The organism is Nonomuraea purpurea, from assembly GCF_042650645.1.
Taxonomy (GTDB): Bacteria; Actinomycetota; Actinomycetes; order Streptosporangiales; family Streptosporangiaceae; genus Nonomuraea; species Nonomuraea purpurea.
In genome coordinates this window covers 28351-48484 of record NZ_JBHSBI010000025.1, presented here as the reverse complement: position 1 = coordinate 48484, position 20134 = coordinate 28351, and the positions used below count along the sequence as shown (strand labels likewise).

The 20134-nt window shown below is 70.6% G+C and carries 21 protein-coding genes; 12 read left to right on the top strand and 9 right to left on the bottom strand.

All coding sequences use genetic code 11. The features are described from left to right. The first annotated feature begins 59 nt into the window (after nt 1–59). The 3 genes from pyrH to ACFOY2_RS37815 all read left to right on the top strand — a co-directional run bounded on the left by pyrH (nt 60) and on the right by ACFOY2_RS37815 (nt 2307). Entirely contained in the window at nt 60–758 is a 699-nt protein-coding gene (gene pyrH / locus ACFOY2_RS37825) for a UMP kinase (protein ID WP_357828581.1), read from the top strand. A 46-nt stretch (nt 759–804) separates the two neighbouring features. Next, nucleotides 805–1362: a ribosome recycling factor gene (gene frr, locus ACFOY2_RS37820; protein ID WP_357828518.1), complete on the top strand. Its 558-nt coding sequence runs from the start codon at nt 805–807 to the stop codon at nt 1360–1362. A gap of 99 nt (nt 1363–1461) precedes the next feature. Then, nucleotides 1462–2307: a phosphatidate cytidylyltransferase gene (locus ACFOY2_RS37815; RefSeq protein ID WP_379532923.1), complete on the top strand. Its 846-nt coding sequence runs from the start codon at nt 1462–1464 to the stop codon at nt 2305–2307. On the opposite strand, the gene ACFOY2_RS37810 is transcribed toward ACFOY2_RS37815, so the two are convergent. Continuing rightward, nucleotides 2304–3317: a suppressor of fused domain protein gene (locus ACFOY2_RS37810; protein ID WP_379532922.1), complete on the bottom strand. Its 1014-nt coding sequence runs from the start codon at nt 3315–3317 to the stop codon at nt 2304–2306. The two genes, ACFOY2_RS37815 and ACFOY2_RS37810, sit on opposite strands and share 4 nt — an antisense overlap. Nucleotides 3318–3425: 108 nt before the next feature. Between ACFOY2_RS37810 and rlmN the strand changes: the two genes are divergently transcribed. Then, nucleotides 3426–4526, top strand: coding sequence for a 23S rRNA (adenine(2503)-C(2))-methyltransferase RlmN (gene rlmN, locus ACFOY2_RS37805; RefSeq protein WP_379532921.1), 1101 nt, complete (start codon nt 3426–3428; stop codon nt 4524–4526). A 6-nt stretch (nt 4527–4532) separates the two neighbouring features. Here rlmN and ACFOY2_RS37800 read toward each other — a convergent pair whose 3' ends face one another. Together ACFOY2_RS37800 and ACFOY2_RS37795 are read right to left on the bottom strand one after the other, a co-directional pair. Next, nucleotides 4533–5201, bottom strand: coding sequence for a hypothetical protein (locus ACFOY2_RS37800; RefSeq protein ID WP_379532920.1), 669 nt, complete (start codon nt 5199–5201; stop codon nt 4533–4535). Further along, nucleotides 5198–5953, bottom strand: a complete 756-nt coding sequence (locus tag ACFOY2_RS37795) for an ABC transporter ATP-binding protein (protein ID WP_379532919.1) — start codon at nt 5951–5953, stop codon at nt 5198–5200. The genes ACFOY2_RS37800 and ACFOY2_RS37795 overlap by 4 nt, the downstream gene beginning before the upstream one ends. Before the next feature lie 62 nt (nt 5954–6015). On the opposite strand from ACFOY2_RS37795, the gene ACFOY2_RS37790 reads away from it, so the two are divergent. After that, nucleotides 6016–6564 (top strand): DivIVA domain-containing protein, encoded by a 549-nt coding sequence (locus ACFOY2_RS37790; protein ID WP_379532918.1) that lies wholly within the window; start codon nt 6016–6018, stop codon nt 6562–6564. A 15-nt stretch (nt 6565–6579) separates the two neighbouring features. On the opposite strand, the gene ACFOY2_RS37785 is transcribed toward ACFOY2_RS37790, so the two are convergent. Next, on the bottom strand, nt 6580–7227 hold the full coding sequence (locus tag ACFOY2_RS37785) for an HAD family hydrolase (RefSeq protein ID WP_379532917.1): 648 nt from the start codon (nt 7225–7227) through the stop codon (nt 6580–6582). A gap of 19 nt (nt 7228–7246) precedes the next feature. On the opposite strand from ACFOY2_RS37785, the gene ACFOY2_RS37780 reads away from it, so the two are divergent. Beyond that, a complete protein-coding gene (locus tag ACFOY2_RS37780) occupies nt 7247–7372 on the top strand; it encodes a hypothetical protein (RefSeq protein WP_379532916.1) in 126 nt (41 codons plus the stop codon). On the opposite strand, the gene ACFOY2_RS37775 is transcribed toward ACFOY2_RS37780, so the two are convergent. The 5 genes from ACFOY2_RS37775 to iolC form a co-directional block, all read right to left on the bottom strand. Next, nucleotides 7362–8360, bottom strand: a complete 999-nt coding sequence (locus ACFOY2_RS37775) for an AI-2E family transporter (protein ID WP_379532915.1) — start codon at nt 8358–8360, stop codon at nt 7362–7364. The two genes, ACFOY2_RS37780 and ACFOY2_RS37775, sit on opposite strands and share 11 nt — an antisense overlap. Nucleotides 8361–8421: 61 nt before the next feature. Further along, entirely contained in the window at nt 8422–10272 is a 1851-nt protein-coding gene (iolD, locus tag ACFOY2_RS37770) for a 3D-(3,5/4)-trihydroxycyclohexane-1,2-dione acylhydrolase (decyclizing) (RefSeq protein WP_379532914.1), read from the bottom strand. Beyond that, nucleotides 10269–11126, bottom strand: coding sequence for a 5-deoxy-glucuronate isomerase (iolB, locus tag ACFOY2_RS37765; protein ID WP_379532913.1), 858 nt, complete (start codon nt 11124–11126; stop codon nt 10269–10271). Before iolB ends, iolD begins: the two co-directional genes overlap by 4 nt. 25 nt (nt 11127–11151) lie before the next feature. Beyond that, nucleotides 11152–12057 carry a Cgl0159 family (beta/alpha)8-fold protein gene (locus ACFOY2_RS37760; protein ID WP_379532912.1) on the bottom strand — a complete coding sequence of 302 codons (906 nt, stop codon included), beginning with the start codon at nt 12055–12057 and terminating at the stop codon, nt 11152–11154. After that, nucleotides 12054–12992: a 5-dehydro-2-deoxygluconokinase gene (gene iolC, locus ACFOY2_RS37755; protein ID WP_379532911.1), complete on the bottom strand. Its 939-nt coding sequence runs from the start codon at nt 12990–12992 to the stop codon at nt 12054–12056. The genes ACFOY2_RS37760 and iolC overlap by 4 nt, the downstream gene beginning before the upstream one ends. A 75-nt stretch (nt 12993–13067) precedes the next feature. On the opposite strand from iolC, the gene ACFOY2_RS37750 reads away from it, so the two are divergent. Genes ACFOY2_RS37750 through ACFOY2_RS37725 form a run of 6 tightly spaced genes read left to right on the top strand, consistent with a single transcriptional unit; the run spans nt 13068 to nt 20063 of the window. Next, nucleotides 13068–13259 (top strand): hypothetical protein, encoded by a 192-nt coding sequence (locus tag ACFOY2_RS37750; RefSeq protein WP_379532910.1) that lies wholly within the window; start codon nt 13068–13070, stop codon nt 13257–13259. Next, nucleotides 13259–14446, top strand: a complete 1188-nt coding sequence (locus ACFOY2_RS37745; RefSeq protein WP_379532909.1) for a CehA/McbA family metallohydrolase — start codon at nt 13259–13261, stop codon at nt 14444–14446. Before ACFOY2_RS37750 ends, ACFOY2_RS37745 begins: the two co-directional genes overlap by 1 nt. Then, nucleotides 14443–15348, top strand: coding sequence for a TIM barrel protein (locus tag ACFOY2_RS37740; RefSeq protein ID WP_379532908.1), 906 nt, complete (start codon nt 14443–14445; stop codon nt 15346–15348). Before ACFOY2_RS37745 ends, ACFOY2_RS37740 begins: the two co-directional genes overlap by 4 nt. After that, the gene (locus ACFOY2_RS37735) at nt 15345–16427 is read left to right on the top strand and encodes a Gfo/Idh/MocA family protein (RefSeq protein ID WP_379532907.1); all 1083 of its coding nucleotides are present in this window, start codon (nt 15345–15347) and stop codon (nt 16425–16427) included. The genes ACFOY2_RS37740 and ACFOY2_RS37735 overlap by 4 nt, the downstream gene beginning before the upstream one ends. After that, the gene (locus tag ACFOY2_RS37730; RefSeq protein WP_379532906.1) at nt 16424–19144 is read left to right on the top strand and encodes a glycoside hydrolase family 38 N-terminal domain-containing protein; all 2721 of its coding nucleotides are present in this window, start codon (nt 16424–16426) and stop codon (nt 19142–19144) included. The genes ACFOY2_RS37735 and ACFOY2_RS37730 overlap by 4 nt, the downstream gene beginning before the upstream one ends. Before the next feature lie 34 nt (nt 19145–19178). Further along, nucleotides 19179–20063, top strand: coding sequence for a hypothetical protein (locus ACFOY2_RS37725; RefSeq protein ID WP_379532905.1), 885 nt, complete (start codon nt 19179–19181; stop codon nt 20061–20063). The last annotated feature ends 71 nt before the right edge of the window (nt 20064–20134 follow it).

Sequence of the window (20134 nt, the reverse complement as noted above, 5' to 3'; positions counted from 1 at the left end):
ATGAATCCACACGGACGGCGGCTTCCCCACCTCCAAGCCCACTGAGGTGGAAGCGGGTGATGCTGAAGCTGTCGGGCGAGGCGTTCGCCGGGAGCGAGCCGCTGGGCATCGACCCGACAGTCGTCGATCATCTGGCCGACTCGATCGCCGAGGCGGTCAAGGAGGGCGTGCAGGTCTCGGTCGTGGTCGGCGGCGGCAACATGTTCCGCGGGTCCACCCTGTCTCAGGGGGGCATGGACCGGGCCAGGGCCGACTACATGGGCATGCTCGGCACCGTCATCAACTGCCTGGCCCTGCAGGACTTCCTGGAGCGGCGGGGCGTGGAGACGCGCGTGCAGACCGCCATCACCATGCAGCAGGTGGCAGAGCCGTTCCTGCCGCGCCGCGCGATCAGGCACCTCGAGAAGGGGCGTGTGGTCATCTTCGGGGCGGGGCTCGGTTCGCCGTTCTTCTCCACCGACACCGCGGCCTCGCAGCGTGCGCTGGAGATCGGTGCCGAGGCGCTGCTCAAGGGCACGCAGGTGGACGGCATCTACGACTCCGATCCACGTAAAAATCCGGATGCGGTCAGGTTTGACCACCTTGACTACGGCGAGGTGCTGCTCCGCGACCTCGCGGTCATGGACGCCACCGCTATCAGCCTGTGCAAGGACAACGACCTGCCGATCGTGGTCTTCGACCTCATGGGCGAGGGCAACATCCTGCGAGCGGTACGCGGTGAGAAAATCGGCACGCTGGTGAGTCCCGCAGGCAAATGAGCGAGCGAGCCCGACACCGCCAGCTAGAAGACGACAGGGAGCCGCTGTGATCGACGAAACCCTCCTCGAAGCCGAGGAAAAGATGGACAAGGCCGTCGTGGTCGCGAAGGAGGACTTCGCGAGCATCCGCACCGGCCGGGTCACCCCCGCGATGTTCAACAAGATCAGCGCTGAGTACTACGGCACGCCGACGCCGATCCAGCAGTTGGCGTCCTTCCATGTGCCCGAGGCGCGCATGGTGCTGATCCAGCCCTACGACAAGAGTTCCATGGGCGCGATCGAGAAGGCCATCCGCGACTCCGACCTCGGCGTCAACCCGACGGACGACGGCCAGGTGATCCGCGTGACGTTCCCCGAGCTGTCGGAGGAGCGCCGCAAGGAGTACATCAAGGTCGCCAGGAACAAGGGCGAGCACGCCAAGGTGTCCATCCGCAACATCCGCCGCTCCGCCAAGGAGATCCTCGACAAGATGATCAAGGACGGCGACGCGGGCGAGGACGAGGTCAGGCGGGCCGAGAAAGAGCTCGACGACTTGACGCAGAAGCACGTCGCCAAGATCGATGAGCTGCTCAAGCACAAGGAAGCCGAGCTGCTCGAAGTCTGAGCGGCGCGCCGCAGGGCGGGCCGCGTTCAGCGGGCCGCCACAGGGTTGCACCTACGGCCCTCGCCGGGCAGGCGGGGGCCGTGGCTCTTGGAGAAGTCTGTGGATGAACGTACGGCTGGCACCAGCTCCGGCGGCGGCAGCCGTAGCGGAAGGAACCTGCCGGCCGCGATAGCCGTCGGCCTGGGGCTGGCCACGCTGGTGCTCGGCTCCCTCTACTCGCCGATCAAGGAGCTGTTCCTCCTGGTCATGGTGGGGGCCGTGGCCGTGGGCGTGCTGGAGCTGATCAAGGCTTTCGCCGTCCGCGGCATCAGGGTGCCGGCCGTGCCCGTGGTGGCCGGCCTGGTGGCGATGCAGGCGGGGGCGTACTGGGGCGGGCCGCTGTGGTTGCTGGCCACGTTCGCGATATTCGCGGTCGTACTGCTGATCTGGCGGATGTTCAGCGACGGCACGGACGGCTATGTGCGCGACGTCTCGGCGTCGGTGCTCACGCTGTTCTATCCCGCGATGCTGACCTCGTTCGCGGCGCTGCTGCTCAAGGCGCACGACGGCGAGCACCGGGTGGTGATCTTCATCGCGGTGACCGTGGCGAGCGACATCGGCGGGTACATCGCGGGCGTGCTGTTCGGCAGGCACCAGATGACGGCGATCAGCCCGAAGAAGACCTGGGAGGGGTTCACCGGGTCGGTCGTCGCGTGCACGGCCGTCGGGGGCTGGCTGGTCGTGTGGCTGCTCGGCGGGCAGATCTGGCAGGGGGCGCTGATCGGCGCGCTCGGCGCGCTGCTGGCGACCGTGGGCGACCTGGTCGAGTCGATGATCAAGCGGGATCTCGGCATCAAGGACCTGGGCACGATCCTGCCCGGCCATGGCGGCCTGATGGACCGGCTCGATTCGCTGGTCATGACGCTGGTGCCGGCCTGGCTGCTGATGACCCTCTTCTTCCCCTAGTGGTCCATCGCCTGTGTGGTGACCGGGGTCAGCCAGAGCCAGCGGACGATCTCGCCCCCAAACGCGAATCCTGACATGTCGGGCATGTGTGGGGCGTCGGCCTGCATCAGCACCCCTGAGTACTGCGGGCCCAGCGGGAACGTCGAAGGCTCGTGATACCACCTGGCCGTGTGGCCGTGGCCGAGCCATGTCACCGAGTGCCACGGATACTGCGACAACCACACGAGCAGCAGGGCCGCGTCCCTCGGGTCGTCGCGGGTGGCCACGGCCAGTTCGATCCGCGCGTACGCGCCCGGCTTGTCGATCCACTGCTCCACCGTGGGCATGCGCTGGCAGCTCATCCCGACCGTGGACAGGACGGTGAAGGCGCGCTCGCCGTGCGGCGGGCGTTCGGTGATGCCGACGGTCGGCAGCCGCTCCCCGCTGGCGTCCCAGTAGCGGCCCGCGGGACCCAGCACCCCGTCTAAATGGCCCATCACGAACTGCTGGAACGACGCCCACGACCCCTCGCCGTGCCGCCAGCGCCAGTAGGACCTGGCGTTGGAGAGGCGGGGCCGCAGCCCGTCGAGCGCCTCGGAGAGCGCCCAGGCGAACGGTGACTCGCCCACCGCGTCACGCGCGTAGCCGGGCATGCCCCTGCTCATGTCGGCCCAGCCGGGGATGACCGCCAGCAGGTCGTCGTCCTCGTACAGGGCGACCCCGTCGCCCTCCTCGAACCACAGCGGGCTGAGCTGGCCGAGCGGTCGCCGGCCGTCGGGGTGGAGCGTGTTCGCCCTCGGCATGAGCGGAGGCAGGCCGGAGTTGATCCTGGTCAGGTCCACCACGGCCGGGGCGGGGCGGTGGTTGGCCAGCCAGACCGCGCCGTGCACCGTGCCGTCCGGCGAGCACAGGTAAGCTACCGAGGAGTCCTCGTCCCGCTCGACCACGAGCGTCCGGCTGCCGTAGGGGTTGCCGGCGGCGAGAACGACCTCGGCGCCACTCTCGCCGGACGCCGACCGAAGAATCGCCATACGATTCGACTGTAGATCGGGGGGTGACCATGACGCGAGCAGGAATGCCACCTCCGATCCGAACGTTCACTACCCTGATCGACGACCCCTCACGCAAAGGCAAGGATCGTGTCCCAGCCCCCAGGTCAGCTCACCTTCGTCGCGCCGCGCCGGGCCAAGCCCGCCCGGCACCTGGCCGACCTGTCGATGGCCGACCGGCGGGCCGCGGTGACCGAGTTGGGCGAGAAGGCGTTCCGCGCCGACCAGCTCTCACGCCACTACTTCGAGCGCCTCACGACGGACGTCGGCGCGATGACCGACCTGCCCTCGGCCGCCCGCGAGAAGCTGGCCACGCTCCTGCCCGACCTGCTCACGCCGGTCAGGGAGATGACGACCGACGGCGGCACCACGCGTAAGACGCTGTGGCGTCTGTTTGATGGGGCGCTGGTCGAGTCGGTGCTCATGCGCTATCCCGACCGGGTCACGATGTGTGTGTCCTCGCAGGCCGGGTGCGGCATGAACTGCCCGTTCTGCGCCACCGGACAGGCCGGGCTGACCCGCAACATGTCCACGGCCGAGATCGTGGAGCAGGTCGTGGCCGGGGCCCGCGCCCTGGCGGCCGGCGAGGTGCCCGGCGGGCCCGGCCGGGTGAGCAACGTCGTGTTCATGGGCATGGGCGAGCCCCTGGCCAACTACAAGCAGGTGATCGGGGCGGTGCGCCGGCTGGTGGAGCCCGCGCCCGATGGGCTCGGCATCTCCGCGCGCGGCGTCACGGTCTCCACCGTGGGGCTGGTGCCCGCGATCGGCAAGCTGGCCGACGAGGGGTTGCCGGTCACGCTGGCGCTGTCGCTGCACGCGCCCGACGACGAGCTGCGTGACACGCTGGTGCCGATCAACACGCGGTGGAAGGTCGCCGAGGTGCTGGACGCCGCCTGGGCGTACGCGGCCAAGACCAAGCGGCGGGTCTCGATCGAGTACGCCCTGATCAAGGACATCAACGACCACGAATGGCGAGCCGACCTGCTGGGCAAGCTCGTCAAGAACAAACTGGTGCACGTCAACCTGATCCCCCTCAACCCGACTCCCGGGTCGAAGTGGACGGCCTCACGGCCCGAGGACGAGCGGGCGTTCGTGCGCCGTCTGCAGTTCCACGGGGTGCCGGTCACGGTGCGTGACACGCGCGGACGCGAGATCGACGGCGCCTGCGGCCAGCTCGCCGCCGCCGAGTAGCGGCCGTCACATCCGCCTCCGCAGCCACACGTACGCGCCCAGGCCGATCGCGCACCACGCCAGGGACACCGACGCGAGGTAGGGGAACTGGTCGAGGAGGTGGCCGGAGTTCGCCGCCTTCATCCAGCCGATCAGCGGGAAGGTGAGCCAGGACAGCGCCGAGGCGCTGATCAGCAGCATCATCAGGAATCCCAGCAGCAACACCATGATGGACAATGCGGGGGAGTTCAGGATCGCGCGGCTGGTGAGGGCGCCGAGCGCGGTGCCCGTCAGGGTGGCCAGGCCGTACAGGAAGAGGGCGGCGGCCAGCACGCCCGGCGACGGGAACGCGGAGACGCCCAGCAGCAGGGCCCAGACCAGGCCGAGGCCCGCCAGCGCCGCGCAGGTCGCGAACGCCGCCGCCAGGCCCGCGGCGACCTCCCTGCCCCGGCCGCCCACCTGGATGGCCGACATCTCGCGCTGCCGGTCGGGCTCGGTGTCGAGCAGGCTCCGCGCGGCCCAGGCCAGGACGGGGATGATCAGGATGGCGCCGTCGGTGAGCACGCTCGCCTCCGCGCCCTTCGGCGCCCTGCTGCCGTGGACGACCGCGATCATGACCAGGGCGAGGAGGAGGGCCTGGTAGACGCGGTGCGAACGGATGTAGGCGGCCAGGCGGAAGGCAGCCAGGGCGATCATCCGGTCTCCTCGATCTGACGGGCCTGGTAGCCCTCTTCGCGCATCCTGGTGAGAAAGTGGGCGAGGTCGGCCGTGGGGAGGGTCACGGCCACGGTCGCCGTCGGCGGGGCGTCGGTGGTGAGGGGTGTGGTGCCCTCCTTGAGGTGGCCGTCGAGCAGCGACCAGTGACGCAGGCCGGGCAGGCCGCGCATGCCGCCCTGGTGATCGCTGACGATGACGATGCCGCCCCGGCCCGCGATCTCCGTGGCGATCTCCGGCAGGGTCTCGCGGGTGTCGGCGTCGAGGCCGGCGAACGGCTCGTCCAGGATCAGCAGCCCCGGCGCGGCCATCAGCGCCTGCGTCAGGCCGACCTTGTGGGCGCTGCCCTTCGACAGCTCGCCCAGGGGGACGGTGAGCAGGTGCCCCATGTTGAGGCGTTCCACCCAGGGCTCCCAGCGGGCGCCGCCGCGTACGCGGGACATGTGGCTCAGGTAGGCCGTGACCGTGAACGGCTGGTCGGTGGGGAAGCGGTCGGGGGCGAAGCCGACGACCTCGGGCCGGCCGGTGATCGTGCCGGACGTCGGGTGGGAGAGCCCCGACAGGAGCCGGAGCAGGGTCGACTTGCCGGCTCCGTTCACGCCTGTCAGCTCGATCACCTCGCCGGGCGCGAGCTGAGCCTCGGCACCCTGGATGACAAAAGGGTCACGCCTTCGATACCGGAAGAAAACCTTGGTCAGCCGCATGGTGCAGTAACGGTATATGTCAGTGCGCATGGGCGTGATAAAGAACCTCACAATGGAGGTACCCCCAGCAGCTTCTCACGAGGAGTGTGAGCTTGAACCGCTTTCCGCGCGTCATGGGTATGCGTTCAGGCTATGACCCCGTCGAAGTCGACGCCCTGATCGGGCGGATCGAGTCGACGCTGGGCAGAGGCACGCACACCCTTGAGCCCGTGACCGCCGACGAGGTCAGGACCGCCACGTTCCACGCCAAACGTGGCGGCTACCAGGAGACCGCCGTCGACTTCGCCCTGGAGGCGTTCGTGGTGGCGCTGGAGACCCAGGCCAGACGTCCCGTCCGCCTGGCCATGACCGAGCCCACCGGCGAGATGTTGCGCCAGGAGTGGTTCGAGACCCAGGCGGCCCGCGTCGAACGGGTGGCCTTCCGCGCCGGCCGCATGGGCACCGGCTACAACGAGGACGAGATCGACGCCTTCCTCGACCGGATCGTGGCCACCTTGCGCGGCACGACGGACTACCCGGTGACGGCGCGGGAGGTGCGGGAGGCCAGGTTCTCGACCGTGCTGTTCAGGTCCGGTTACCTGATCGCCGACGTCGACTCCTTCCTGTCGGGCATCGCGGACGTCCTGGAGCAGCGCGTCTGAACACCGGAGGCGGCGTCACAGGTTCTGGACGGCCGTGAGGAGGCCGTGCAGGTCCGGCAGGACGCGCTGGATGATCGTCGGGTCCGGCGCCTGCTCGCCCTGCCGGTTGATCCACACGCGACGGATGCCCAGCCGGTGCGCGGGCACCATGTCGTGGAAGTAGCTCTGCGCCGCGTGCACCCAGGCGGCCGGTTCGTACGAGCGTTTGAACAGCTCGAAGTGCGCGTTGGCCGGCTTGTACGCCCGCGCGTCCTCGGCCGTCACGACCGCGTCGAACCGTACGGGCAGCCGCCGCAGCGTCTCGGCGATGAGGTCGCGGTCGCAGTTGGTGAGCAGCGCCAGGTTCCACCCGGCGGCGCGCAGCGTGGACAGCTCGGCCTCGACCTCGGGGAACACCGGCCAGTACGGGATCGTCGCGGCCAGCACCGAGGCGTCGTCCGCCTGGAGCTCCACTTTCTCCTCGGCGCAGGCCCTGCGCAGGGACTCGGCCATCACGTGGCGGTAGCGCAGCTCCGGCGTTTCGGCCTGTACGTCGGGTTCGTGCCGGTTGTACGCCTCCAGCAGGCGCGGTCCCTGCCCGGGGGCGATCAGGTCGGCGCTGGTCAGGATGCCGTGGCGCCAGTCGACAAGCGTTCCGAAACAGTCGAACGTTACCCATCTCATAAGTCACATCATGAAGGTCATGACGCTGTCTGTACGTCCCATCGAGCCGGTTGATCTGCCGGCCGTGGCACGCGTGCTCACGATGGCCCTCTCCGCCGAGGGCGACGGGATCCCGATCAGGCACGAACCGGAGCTCACCCTCTGACAGGAGGGGGAGTGAGCGACGCCCGCCGCAGGTTCACCAGCAGCGACGCGGCGGGGGCGGCCAGGAACGCGCCGGCCACGCCCGCGACCAGGCTGCCCACGGCGATCGCCACGATGATGACCGCCCCCGGCAGGTCCAGGGCCTTGCCGTAGATCTGCGGCGCCAGCACGTGCCCCTCGATCTGGTGCACCGCCACGGTCACCGCCACCACGATCAGCGCCACCAGCCAGCCCTTGGCCACGAACGCCACCATCGCGGCCAGCAGCCCGGCCAGGAAGGCCCCCACCATCGGCAGGAACGCCCCCACGAACGTCAGCACCGCCAGCGGCAGCGCGATCGGCACCCCGAGGATCCACAGCGTCATCCCGATGAAGAACGCGTCGACCAGGCCCACGATCGCGACCCCGCGGATGTAGCGGCCGATCACCCAGAAGGCGAGGGTGCCCGCCCCGGCCAGCCGGGCCCTGGCGGCGACCGGGGCCAGGCTCACCAGCCAGCGGAAGAGCCGGTCGCCGCCGTGCACGAAGTACACCGACAGGATGACCGCCAGCACGGCCCCGACGACGATCTCGCCCACGGTCCTGACCCCGGCCAGCGCCCCGTTGGCGATCTGCCGGCCCTGGGAGGACAGGTACTCCTTGGCCCGCGTTATGAACTGCTGGTTGCTGAGCCCGAGCCGGACCGCCAGGTCGTGCAGGCCGCCGAGCGCCTTGCCGACGCTGGAGCGCAACTGGGTCACGCCATCGGCGGTGGGCGGCACCAGCAGCGCGACCAGAGCCGCCGCCAGCAGGATCCCGCAGACGAAGACGATCGCGGTGGACAGCGCCCGGTTGAGCCCGCGTGACCTGAGCCAGCGCGCCGGCGGCAGCAGCAACGCGGTCAGGAACAGGCCGATGACGATCGACAGGGCCACCGTACGCACATGGTAGAGACAGAACCCGGCCACCGCGATGACCGCGACCCAACCGAGCAGCCGCCACGGCCTCATCCCCTGCCCCCTATCGTGCCTGGTCAGAGGCGTTCCCTCAGGCGAACAGGGGCAATCCTGCTCAGCGGGGCGGAGCCAGGTGCAGGCGCTGGGACCGCTTGTTCGCCTCGTAGGTCTCCCGCGCCGCGTACGTGGCGCTCGTCGTCCCCACCTGCGCCACGGGCACGTCCCACCAGGCCTCGGAGGAGGGCGCGTCGTCGGCCATGGGGTCGGTGCGCACGTAGACGACCGTGGTCTCGGTGGCCGAACGCGCGGCGTCGAGCGCCTTGCGCAGGTCGGAGACCGACTCGGGGCGCAGCACCGTGGCGCCCAGGCTGGCCGCGTTGGCGGCCAGGTCCACCGGCAGCGGCCCGCCGTCACGACGGCGGTAGGAGGTGCCGAGCCGTTCGGCGCCCACACTCTCCGACAGGCGGCCGATGGAGGCGAAGCCGGAGTTGTCCACCAGGACGACGATCAGCTTGACGTTCTCGGAGATCGCCGTGACGAGTTCCTGCGCCATCATCAGGTACGACCCATCGCCCACCATGACGAACACCTCGCGCTCAGGAACCGCCATCTTGACCCCCAGGCCGCCGGCGATCTCGTAGCCCATGCAGGAGTAGCCGTACTCGACGTGGTAGCTGCCCGGGCCGCTCGGCCGCCAGAGTTTGTGCAGGTCGCCGGGCATCGAACCGGCCGCGCACACGACCACGCCGTCGTCGCCCGCCGCCGCGTTGACCGCGCCGATCACAGCCGACTGGGGCAGCGGCGAGCCCTCCAGCCCGTAGGCGCGCTCGACGGCCTCGTCCCACGTCCGGGTCAGCTCGGCGGCCCGCGCGCGGTAGGCGTCGGGCGTGCCGCGTCCCCCGGCGAACGCCTCGGCCAGATCGGCCAGCCCCTCGCGGGCGTCGGCCACCAGGTGCAGGCCCGACAGCTTGGCCGCGTCGAAGGAGGCGATGTTGATGTTCATGAAGCGCGCGTCGGGGGCGAAGATCGTGCGGGAGGCGGTGGTGAAGTCGCTGTAGCGGGTGCCGACGCCGATGATCAGGTCGGCCTCGCGGGCCAGCGCGTTGGCCGCGGTGGTGCCGGTGGCGCCGATCGCGCCCACGGCGAGCGGGTGCCCGTACGGGAGCGCGCCCTTGCCCGCCTGCGTCTCGGCGACGGGGATGCCGAACATCTCGGCGAAGAGCCTGAGCTGGTCGGTGGCCTCGCTGTAGATCGTCCCGCCGCCGGCCACGATCAGCGGGCGCGCGGACTCCCCGAGGAGCTCGGCCGCCCTGGTCAGCGCCGCCCGTTCCGGGCGCGGCCTGGGGATGTGCCACACACGGCGGGCGAACAGCTCATCAGGCCAGTCGTACGCCTCCGCCTGCACGTCCTGCGGCAGCGACAGCGTCACCGCGCCCGTCTCGGCCGGGTCGGTGAGCACCCGCATGGCGGCCAGCAGGGCGGAGGGGAGCTGCTCGGGGCGGTTGAGCCGGTCCCAGTAGCGGGAGACCGGCTTGAAGCAGTCGTTGACCGAGATGTCGTAGGAGCGGGCGTCCTCCAGCTCCTGCAGCACCGGGCCGGCCACGCGGGTGGAGAAGATGTCGCCGGGGAGCAGCAGCACGGGCAGCCGGTTGATCGTCGCGCCCGCCGCGCCGGTGATCATGTTGGTGGCGCCGGGGCCGATGGAGGTGGTGCAGGCCAGGGTCGCCAGGCGGTTGCTGGCGCGGGCGTACGCGGCGGCCGTGTGGACCATCGCCTGCTCGTTGCGGCTCAGGTGGTAGGGCAGGTCCTCGGAGGAGGTGGCCAGCGCCTGCCCGAGCCCGGCGACGTTGCCGTGGCCGAAGATGCCCACGCAGCCGCCGAAGAATCTGCGCTGCACGCCGTCGCGCTCGCTCCACTGCTCGGCGAGGAAACGAACGACGGCCTGCGCGACGGTCAACCGGATCATGACGTCCTCCTGAACGGCACTCTGGGGTCGGTCGGCTGGGCGTCCCAGGAGGAGCGGATCCAGGCGTGGCGCGGGTCGTCGCAGAACGCCATCGAACGCTGCTCGGCCGGGCCCGCCAGGACGTTCAGGTAGTACAGGTCGTAGCCGGGGGCGGCCATGGAGGGGCCGTGGTAGCCGTAGGGCACCAGGACGACGTCGCCGGAGGAGACCTCGGCGAGGGTGTCGATGTGGCCGCGTTCCGAGGAGTAGACGCGCTGGTAGCCGATGCCCTGGTCGGCGACCTCGAAGTAGTAGATCTCCTCCAGCACCGCCTCGCCCGGATGGTCCGTGTCGTGTTTGTGCGGCGGGTAGGACGACCAGTTGCCGGCAGGGGTGAGCACCTCCACGGCCATGAGCTTGTGGCAGTCGAAGATGTCGGGGGCGCAGAAGTTGTTGACCTGGCGGGTGGCCTGGCCCGCGCCGCGGATCTCCACCGGGACCTCGGCGGCGGCGACATACCTCGGGGGCAGCGCTCGGGTGGCGCGGGCGGAGGGGAGGGCGATGCGGCCGGCGCCCTCCAGGGTCACCCGCGAAGAAATCGGGATATAGGCGAAATCGGAGGGGCCGTCGAACACCGACGCACGGCCGGTCAGCACGAACGTGCCGGCCTCGCCTCCCCGGCCGGGCGCGACGGTGACCGTGCACGAGCCGGCCAGCGGCAGGACCAGCAGCTCCTCCTGGCCGCTGTCGAAGGTCACCGGGGCGTCCGTCAGGTCCGCGACGCGCAGCCCCGAATAGTCCCAGCCCGCCAGGGACGGGGTGACCTCGACCGCCCACGGTCCGCTGGCGGCCTTGCCGTAGGGAAGGTACGTCATGAGCCCTCCTTCGTCGGCCTCATGGTCATGCGCGGGCCTTTCGCACCAGTGCCGCGGCGCCGTCCACCGCGGTCGTCACGTCGTCGTCCGGGGGGTAGAGCAGGGCGCGCCCGACGACGAGACCCCGCACGCCCGGCAGGCTCAGCGCGCGGCTCCAGTCGGCGTAGGCGGCGTCGATGTCGGGAGGGTCGCCGCCGAGGAGGAGGGCGGGCAGCGTGGTGGCCGCCATCACCCGCTCCATCTCCGCCACGGCGGGGATCTTGAGCCAGGTGTAGGCCGAGGTGACACCGAGCGCCTGGGCGACGCTGATCGAGCGGATCACGGCCTCGGGCGACAGGTCGTTGCGCAGGACGCCCGACTCCGTGCGCCGCGCCCAGAACGGCTCCACCATGGCCACCAGGCGCCTGCGGGCCAGGTCGGTGACCGCGCGGGCGCACGACTCCAGCGTCACCACCGTGGCGTGGTCGCCGGGGTCGATGCGGCAGAGCATCTTGCCGCCGTCGAAGCGCATCGCGTCGATCGAGTCGGCGTCGAAGCCGGTGAAACGGTCGTCCAGTTCGAACACCGAGCCCTGCAGTCCGCCCCTGTTCATGGAGCCGAAGGCCAGCTTGCCTTCCAGCGCGCCCAGCAGGAGCAGGTCCTCAAGGACGTCAGGGGAGGCCAGGATGCCGTCGACGCCCGGCCGGGACAGCGCGACCTGGAGACGGTCGAGCAGGTCGGCGCGGCTGGCCATGGCCATGGGCCGATCGCGTACGGCCAGCGAGGCCCGGGCCGGATGGTCGGCGGCGATGATCAGCAGTCGTTCGCCTTCGGCGGGCAGCCCCCGGCGGCGCCTCCTGGCCGCGGCCTCGGCGATCTCCTCGGGCCGGGTGGCGCGGATGTAGGTGAGCCGCTCGTAGCCGGCGGGTTTGGGCAGGGTGATGTCGCTCAAGAGCGCACCTCGTTCAGCAACTCCTCCACCTCGGCGGTCGTCGGCATGGCGTCGGCGCAGGCCAGGCGGGCGGCCACGAACGCGCCCGCCGCGTTGGCGAAGCGGATCGTGCGCTCCAGCGGCCAGCCGCGCAGCAGCCCGAGGCAGATGCCGCCGCCGAAAGCGTCGCCCGCCCCGATCCCGTTGATCACCTTCACCTCCACAGGCTCCACCAAAGCGCTCTCCTCAGAGGTACGCGCGAAAACCCCTTCTGGGCCCATTTTCACGATCGCGACGCGGACGCCGAGGTCGAGCAGTGCCTGCGCGGCGGCCTCCGGGTCGCGTACGCCGAGCGCGTTGTCCATCTCGTCCAGGTTGCCGACCGCCACGTTCGCCAGGGGGAGCATGCTCCGCGCCGCCTGTCTGGCCGCCTCCTGTGACTTCCACAGCGTGGGCCGCCAGTCGAGGTCGAACACCGTCCAGCCGGACGTGCGCGCCGACAGGGCGGCGGCGTGCGCGGCGGCGCTCGGCTCCTGGCTCAGCCCGGTCAGCGAGAACCAGAACAGGCCGGTGGCCGCGATGGCGTCGAGGTCGAGGTGGTCGGGGGAGACCTGCAGGTCGGGCGGGTGCTCGCCGCGGTAGAAGTAGATCGGGAAGTGGTCGGGCGGGAAGATCTCGCAGAACGTCACGGGGGTCGGCGCGTCCTCGACGGTGCTCACGTACGCGTCGTCCACGCCGAACCCGCGGATCGCCCGCCGTACGTACTCGCCGAAGGGGTCGGCGCCCACGGCCGTGATCACGGCGGGGCGCAGCCCGTGGCGCGCCGCGGCGACGGCGACGTTGGTGGGGCTGCCGCCGAGGAACTTCCCGAAGGTCTCGACGTCGGCCAGGCCGACGCCGGTCTGCAGCGGATAGACGTCGACGCCGGAGCGGCCGAACGTGATCAGATCGTACAAAGCACCTCCAAAGGGAGCTTACCGGGCGCACTATGGCATATTGTCATGACATACGGATGTCCACTATGTTGCCGAATGTGCCAGCCTCGAAACTCGGGCCGCGCTGCGGCCGACGACGAGCAGTACAAGACCACGCTCTCCCCCGTCCGCACGTCAGGCAAGGGCGCGGACGACATCGACAGCCCCGTCCGAGGTGACAGGCTGGAGGTGGCAGGGTGCAGGAGACGGAAGGTGGCCATCGTGGACAACCACGGGAAGCTCGTCTGATGGGCGTCCGGCGCTGGCACTGGAGCCTGGACGACCGGCTGGAACAGATCCTGCGGGAGGTGCCCTTCGAGGTGCCCCCGGGGGCCGAGGCCGTGACCGTGCGGCTGTCCTACGACCGGTCGCAGGGGGTGATCGACCTCGGGTGCGGCGCGCCTGACGGCTTCCGCGGCTGGTCGGGGGGCGCGCGGGACACCTACACGATCACCCGCGACTGGGCCACCCCCGGCTACCTGCCGGGCGCGCCGGTGGCCGGGACGTGGCACGTGTGGCTGCGGCTGCACCGGATCCCGCCCCAGGGGCTGGACTTCGAGCTGGAGATCGTCGCCGACCGGGCCGCGCCGACCGAGCCGGCCGCCGAAGAGCCGCTGCGGGGCGAGCGCCCGCCACGCCGGGACATTCCAGACACAGACGGACTGCGGTGGTTCGCGGGGGACTTCCACGCCCACACCGTGCACAGCGACGGCAGCCTGACCATCGACGGGCTGGCCGAGCTCGCCGCCGCGCGCGGGCTGGACTTCCTGGCCGTCACCGACCACAACACCATCAGTCACCATCCCTGGCTGGAGAAGATCGACCGGGGGATCACGCTGATCCCCGGCCAGGAGGTCACCACCGACCGGGGCCACGCGAACGTGTTCGGCGACGTCGGCTGGGTGGACTTCCGCGAGCCGGCCGACTCCTGGACCGAACACGCCGAACGCGCCGGTGGGCTGATCTCCGTCAACCATCCGCTCGGCGGCGACTGCGCCTGGCTGCTGCCGATCAGCCGCCGGCCCCGGATCGCCGAGGTCTGGAGCTCCGGCTGGTGGGACCGCCGCTGGGGCGCCCCGCTGGCCTGGGCGGACGCCTGGCGCGACGACGTGATCGCGATCGGCGGCAGCGACTTCCACCGCCACGGCTCCGACGGCCTGCCCGGCGCGCCCACGACCTGGGTGCTGGCCGAGGACGTCTCGACCGTGCTGGACGGCCTGCGGGCCGGACGCACCGCGGTCTCCGCGGGCCCCGACGCGCCGCTGCTGCTCAGGCTGGGCGACGAACTGCTCGCGCTGGACGCCGACGGATTGGTCCTGGTACGCCCAGGCGGCGCGCGCCAGGTGGTCCGCGGCGACCGGGCGCTGCTGACGGCCGGAGAGGGACGACACCGTCTGGAGACCTACGAGAACGAGGTGATGGCCCTGTGCGAGTGAGCGGAACCACGAGGAAGATCGCCAACGCGCCCGTGAGCTTCGGGGTGTTCGAGCTGAGCGACGCGCCCCCGCCGCTGGACGCCGACGAGATGGTCCGCGCGCTGGCGCAGGCCGGCTACGAGGGCATCGACTCCGGGCCGATCGGCTACCTGGGCACCGGCTCCGAGCTGACCGACCGGCTGGGAGGCAACGGGCTGTTGCTGGCCGGCGGCTGGGTGGACCTGCGTTACGGCGACGCCGGGGCCTACCGGGAAGGGTTGCCCGCGCTGGAGGCGGCGCTGGAGGTGTTCGCCGCCGCGCCGCCCGCGCCGGAGGGGTTCGGGCCTCGGCCCACGCTGGCCTGCTCGGGCTCGCCGGAGCGCTTCGCCCGCCCGGGAGGGAGCGTCCCCGGGCTGGCGGCCTCCGACTGGCCCGCCTACGCGGCTCGCGTCCAGGAGGCCGCCGACCGGTGCCGCGAGCGCGGCTTCGAGCCGGCCTTCCATCACCATCTCGGCACCTACGTCGAGATGCCCGAGGACGTGGAGCGGCTGCTGGAGCTGACCGACGTGCGGCTCTGCCTCGACACCGGCCACCTGCTGCTGGCCGGTGGAGACCCGGTGACGGCGCTGCGCGCGTGGGCGGAGCGGGTCGAGCACGTGCACGTCAAGGACGGCGACACGAAGATCCTCGCCGACGCCCTCGCGGACGGGGCCGACCTGCGTGAGCTCATGGGGCGCGGCGGGTTCGCGGCGCTGGGCGAGGGAGAGCTGGACCTGCCGGGCGTGGTGCGGACGCTCCACGAGATCGGCTACACCGGCTGGGTCGTCATCGAGCAGGACACCCTGCCGGGGCGGCGCGCTGTCGCCCGGAACATCGCCGACCAGACCGCCAACCGCCGCAAGCTGGAGGAACTGGGACTTTGAAGATCGCGCTGGTGGGATGCGGGGCCGTGACGCAGGCGGTGTACGTGCCGCTGCTGTCGCGGCGCCGCGACCTGTTCGAGGTGAGCGCCGTCTGTGACCTGTCGCGGACGCTGGCCGACGCGGTGGGCGAGCGGCTGGGGGCCGCCGGGCGCTACACGGCGGTGGCGGACATGCTGGCCGAGGGCGGTTTCGAGGCCGTGCTCGTGCTGGCCTCCGGCTCGCACGGCGAGACCGTGCGCCGGGCCCTGGCGGCCGGCTACGCCGTGCTGTGCGAGAAGCCGCTCGCCCTGACCAGGGCAGAGGTGGCGGCGCTGCCCGAAGGCCGGTTGATGGTCGGCTACATGAAGCAGTACGATCCCGCGGTGCGCCGAGCGGAGGAACTGCTGGCCTCGCTGGGTGGCGCCGAGATCATCAGATCGGTCGAGGTGACCGTGCTGCACCCGAGCGGGGAGTCACAGCTCGCGTTCGCGAACCTGGCCCAGGCTCAGGACGTCGACGCGGGGCTGCTGAGCTCGTTGCGGGCCGAGGAGAGCGGGCTCGTGTCGCGGGCGTTGGGGGAGTCGGCGCCGGAGGCGGTGCGGAATGTGTACATGGTGTCGCTCGGCTCGATATGCCACGATTTGTCGCTCTTGAGGCGCTTTACCGGCTCTCCGGCGGAAATTTCGTACGTTGAGGCATGGGGTCCCGCGCCCGGCTCCATCGAGATCACCGGCCCGCTCCCGGCCGCCGGCCGCTTCGCGATCCGCTGGCACTACCTGGCCGACTATCCCGCCTACCGTGAGACCGTGGCCATCCACCACGACAAGGGCACGCTGGAACTGGTCTTCCCCTCGCCCTACCTGATGAACGCCCCCACGACGCTCACCATGGTCGCCGGCGCCGAGAGCCGCACCGAATGGCGGGACGTCACCGAGGCATTCGACGTACAACTGGCCGCCTTTCATGCTTACGTGTGCGAGGGCGAAGCGCCGCTCACCGACGCGGGCGGCGCCCTTGAGGACATCGTGACGGCCCAGCGGATCGCCGCCCGCTACGCCGTCCAGCATGATCTGCCAATCGGAGGGGAGGCCGCCGCGTGAGCGCGGAGATCGTCGTCGTGCCGCACACGCACTGGGACCGGGAGTGGTACGAGCCGTTCCAGCGGTTCAGGCTGCGCCTGGTGGCGCTGCTCGATGAGGTGCTGGAGGCGATGGAGCGCGAGCCCGGCTACCACTTCACCCTGGACGGGCAGCTCGCCTGCGTGGACGACTACCTGGAGGTGCGACCCGAGAACCGCGGGCGCGTCGCGGCGCTCGTCGAGTCCGGGCGGCTGGCGGTGGGGCCGTGGCAGATCCTCCTGGACGAGTTCCTGTGCTCGGGCGAGAACATCGTCAGGAACCTCGAACTGGGCATGAGCCGGGCGGAGCAGCTCGGCGGGGCGATGCCCGTGGGGTATCTGCCGGACATGTTCGGCCACACGGCGCAGATGCCGCAGATCCTGCACAAGGCCGGGCTGCGGGACGCGTGCGTCTACCGAGGCGTGCCCTCCTCGGTCATCACGGACGCCTTCGCGTGGGTGGCGCCCGACGGCACGGCGCTGCGGACGCAGTACCTGCCGGTCGGCGGGTACGGCAACGGCGCCCACCTGTTCGCCGAGGGCGGCGACCTGGGCAACCGGGCGGAGGCGTTCGTCCAGACCATGCGCGAGTGGCACGGGCCGGAGGGGCCGCTGCTGGCCATGTACGGCACCGACCATTCCGCTCCTGTGCGCGGGTTGCCCCAGATGGTGGCCGCGATGGGCGCCCGGATGGACACCTTGTCCGGCTATATCGGGCAATATTCGGGCGAGGTCGATGGCCTCCCGCGTGTCGTCGGCGAGCTGCGCTCCCACGCCCGCGCCAACATCCTGCCCGGCGTCATCTCGGTCCGCGCCCACCTCAAGCAGGCCATGGGCCGCGCAGAACGCATGGTCGAGCGCTACGCCGAGCCGCTGGCCACCCTCTGGGGCGCGGAATGGCCTGGACGGTTCCTGGACATGGCCTGGTGGCGGCTCGTGGACGCCGGCGGCCACGACTCGGTGACCGGCTGCGGCGTGGACGAGACCGCCCTGCAGGTCGCCGCCCGCATCGCCGAGGCCGAGCACCTCGGCCAGGCCGTACGCGACATGGTGACCGCCCGCCTGGCCGAGACCGTGCCCTCTGACGCGGTGCTCGTGGTCAACCCGACCCCCGCCCCACGGCGCGCCGTCGTGGTCGTGGACGTGGCGGGAACCAGCCCGCTCGCCGACGCCGACGGGGAGCCGCTGCCCACACAGCCGCTGGAGTACGCGCCCACGCTCCTGCTCGACCAGGAGATGAACGCCGAAACGGCGCTGAGCATGGTCCACGGCACCGAACTCTTCGGCCGGCACATCACGGGCTGGTCGGTCGAGGACGGCGTGCTGACCTTCCGGGTGGCCAGGGAGAGCACGTCCGTGTTCGACGTGGAGGAGTTGCGCGCTGACGTGCGGGACATCCACCACGTCCGCATCCTCGCCGAGACCCGCCGCCTGGTGGCGACCATGGTGGAGGTGCCGCCGCTGGGCCACACGACCGTCCGCCCCAGGCCGCGCGAGGAGTCGTCGTCGCCCCGCACGCCCGGCGGACACGTGGCGGCCTGCTGGCTGCGCTCGGACGTCGCGCCCCTGCCCGTGCGCGGCGACCCGGAGGTGCTGGACAACGGCCTGATCCGGGTGCTGATCGCGGGTGACGGAACGCTGACGCTGATCGGCGAGGACGGGACGAAGATCACGGGCGCGGGCCGCATCGTGGAGGGCGGCGACGTCGGCGACACCTACAACTACGCGCCTCCCGCCTCCGACTGGATCGTGTCCAAGCCGGAGTCCGTCAAGACCGAGCTGATCTACCTGGGGCCGCTGGTGGCGGTGGTGGAGATCAGCCGGACGTACCGCTGGCCCGCCGAAGGCGTCGTCGTCCACGACACGCCGGAGCTGCCCCCTGGCTCACGCTCCCTCAGGACCGAGAGGACCGTCGTCACCACCCGTGTCGAACTGCGCGCGGGGGAACGCTACGTCCGACTGAAGATCGACTTCGACAACCGCTGCACCGACCACCGCGTCCGCCTGCACATCCCGATGGCGGAACCGGCCACGAAGTCGTACGCCGAGGGCCAGTTCGCGGTCGTCAGCCGCGGACGCGACCCGGAAGGCGGCTGCGGCGAGACCCCCATGCCGACCTACCCCGCCTCGTCGTGGGTGGCGGCCGGGCACGTCGCGGCGCTGCTGGAGCACGTCACGGAGTACGAACTGGTGGACGGCGACCTGGCGCTCACGCTGCTGCGCTCCGTCGGCTACCTCTCCCGCAACTGCAACCGCCTGCGGCCGGAGCCCGCCGGCCCCCAGCTCCCGACCCCGGCCGCGCAGGCCCGCGGGCACCACTCGGTGAGCCTGGCCCTGATGCCGTACGGGACGTCGTGGCGCGAGGTCGTGCCCGAGGCCGAAACCTACCGCCACGACCTGCTGCTGGTGCCGGGGCGAGCCCATCCCGCGCTTCCGCTTCCCGCGCCCGGCTGCGGGCTGTCGGTGACCGGGGACGGCGTGGTGATGACCTCGCTGCGGGTGCGCGACGGGTGGCAGGAGCTGCGTGTGGTCGCCATGTCCCCGCACCCCACGGAAGCCCTCATTTCGGGCAACCTCTCCCAGGCCCGGTACGCCGATCTACGCGGGCGTCCGGGCGCGTCATTACAGGTCGTCGACGGTGCGGTGCGGCTGCCGTTGATGGCCTGGGAAATCTCGACCCTCCAAATCCGTCAACTCTGAGTAATGAATCGAACGCATGTAGTAATCTTTCGGCATGCGCAAGGTCACGCCACAACACGAGGGGCTGACCCAGATCACCACGCTGGATCTGGGATATACCCGCCATATGCTGCGGGCGCTGTTCGACCTGCCGATACCGGAAGCAGGTGAGGCGCGACTCGCCTCACCTGACCTCTCCCAGGCAGACCCGGCCGTGTGCCGAGCCGACGGCGCGATCCTCTATGGGAAGGGAAAAGAGAAGTACGGCGTCATCGTCGAGACGCAACGGAGCCCGGACAATGACAAGCGCTACTCCTGGCTGGAGTACATCGCGAATTTCCGGGCTCGGGAGAAGTGCCCGGTCTGCCTGGTCGTCCTCTGCCCCGACCCTTCGGTCGCACGCTGGGCCGAAAAAGCGATCACAACAGGGCATCCCGGGCTGGAACTGATCCCCAAGGTCATCCACCCGGGCAACACCCCCGTCATCACCGACGTCGCACAGATGCTGGGCAACATCGGCCTGGCGGTCCTGTCCACGATCATGAGAGGTAACAGCCCGGAAGGCGACGCCATCTTCGAGGCGATGCTGGCAGCTCTGGACAGCATCGATCGCGAGACTGCTTGGCGCTACGCTCGGTATATCAACGTGTCGCTGACGGGTGACGAACAGAAGAAATGGGAGAACCTCATGGCCATGCAGACGTATCCGTATCAGGGAGACTACGCGGAAGGCCTCCTGGCCGAGGGAGAGGCCAAGGGTGAGGCGAAGGGCGAGGCGAAGGGCGAGGCCAAGTCCGTGCTGAAGATCCTTCAGCATCGTGGGGTCGCGGTGTCGGATGAGGTTCGTGAGCGGGTCATGGCCTGTCGGGACATGGCGACGTTGGATCGGTGGCTGGTTCAGGTGCTGTCCGTCTCGTCGGCGGAGGAACTCTTTGACTGAGTCGCCGATCGCAACATGCCATTCGCGAGACGACGTACCGCGAGATCGAGGCGGTGGGCGATGATGCCGAC

Excerpts from the sequence above, each read along its gene's own strand:
- pyrH (WP_357828581.1), top strand. The coding sequence starts at position 60 with ATGCTGAAGCTGTCGGGCGAGGCGTTCGCCGGGAGCGAGCCGCTGGGC.
- ACFOY2_RS37810 (WP_379532922.1), bottom strand. The coding sequence starts at position 3,317 with ATGGCGATTCTTCGGTCGGCGTCCGGCGAGAGTGGCGCCGAGGTCGTT.
- ACFOY2_RS37800 (WP_379532920.1), bottom strand. The coding sequence starts at position 5,201 with ATGATCGCCCTGGCTGCCTTCCGCCTGGCCGCCTACATCCGTTCGCAC.
- ACFOY2_RS37795 (WP_379532919.1), bottom strand. The coding sequence starts at position 5,953 with ATGCGCACTGACATATACCGTTACTGCACCATGCGGCTGACCAAGGTT.
- ACFOY2_RS37785 (WP_379532917.1), bottom strand. The coding sequence starts at position 7,227 with ATGAGATGGGTAACGTTCGACTGTTTCGGAACGCTTGTCGACTGGCGC.
- ACFOY2_RS37780 (WP_379532916.1), top strand. The coding sequence starts at position 7,247 with ATGACGCTGTCTGTACGTCCCATCGAGCCGGTTGATCTGCCGGCCGTG.
- ACFOY2_RS37775 (WP_379532915.1), bottom strand. The coding sequence starts at position 8,360 with ATGAGGCCGTGGCGGCTGCTCGGTTGGGTCGCGGTCATCGCGGTGGCC.
- iolD (WP_379532914.1), bottom strand. The coding sequence starts at position 10,272 with ATGATCCGGTTGACCGTCGCGCAGGCCGTCGTTCGTTTCCTCGCCGAG.
- iolB (WP_379532913.1), bottom strand. The coding sequence starts at position 11,126 with ATGACGTACCTTCCCTACGGCAAGGCCGCCAGCGGACCGTGGGCGGTC.
- ACFOY2_RS37750 (WP_379532910.1), top strand. The coding sequence starts at position 13,068 with ATGTGCCAGCCTCGAAACTCGGGCCGCGCTGCGGCCGACGACGAGCAG.
- ACFOY2_RS37745 (WP_379532909.1), top strand. The coding sequence starts at position 13,259 with ATGGGCGTCCGGCGCTGGCACTGGAGCCTGGACGACCGGCTGGAACAG.
- ACFOY2_RS37725 (WP_379532905.1), top strand. The coding sequence starts at position 19,179 with ATGCGCAAGGTCACGCCACAACACGAGGGGCTGACCCAGATCACCACG.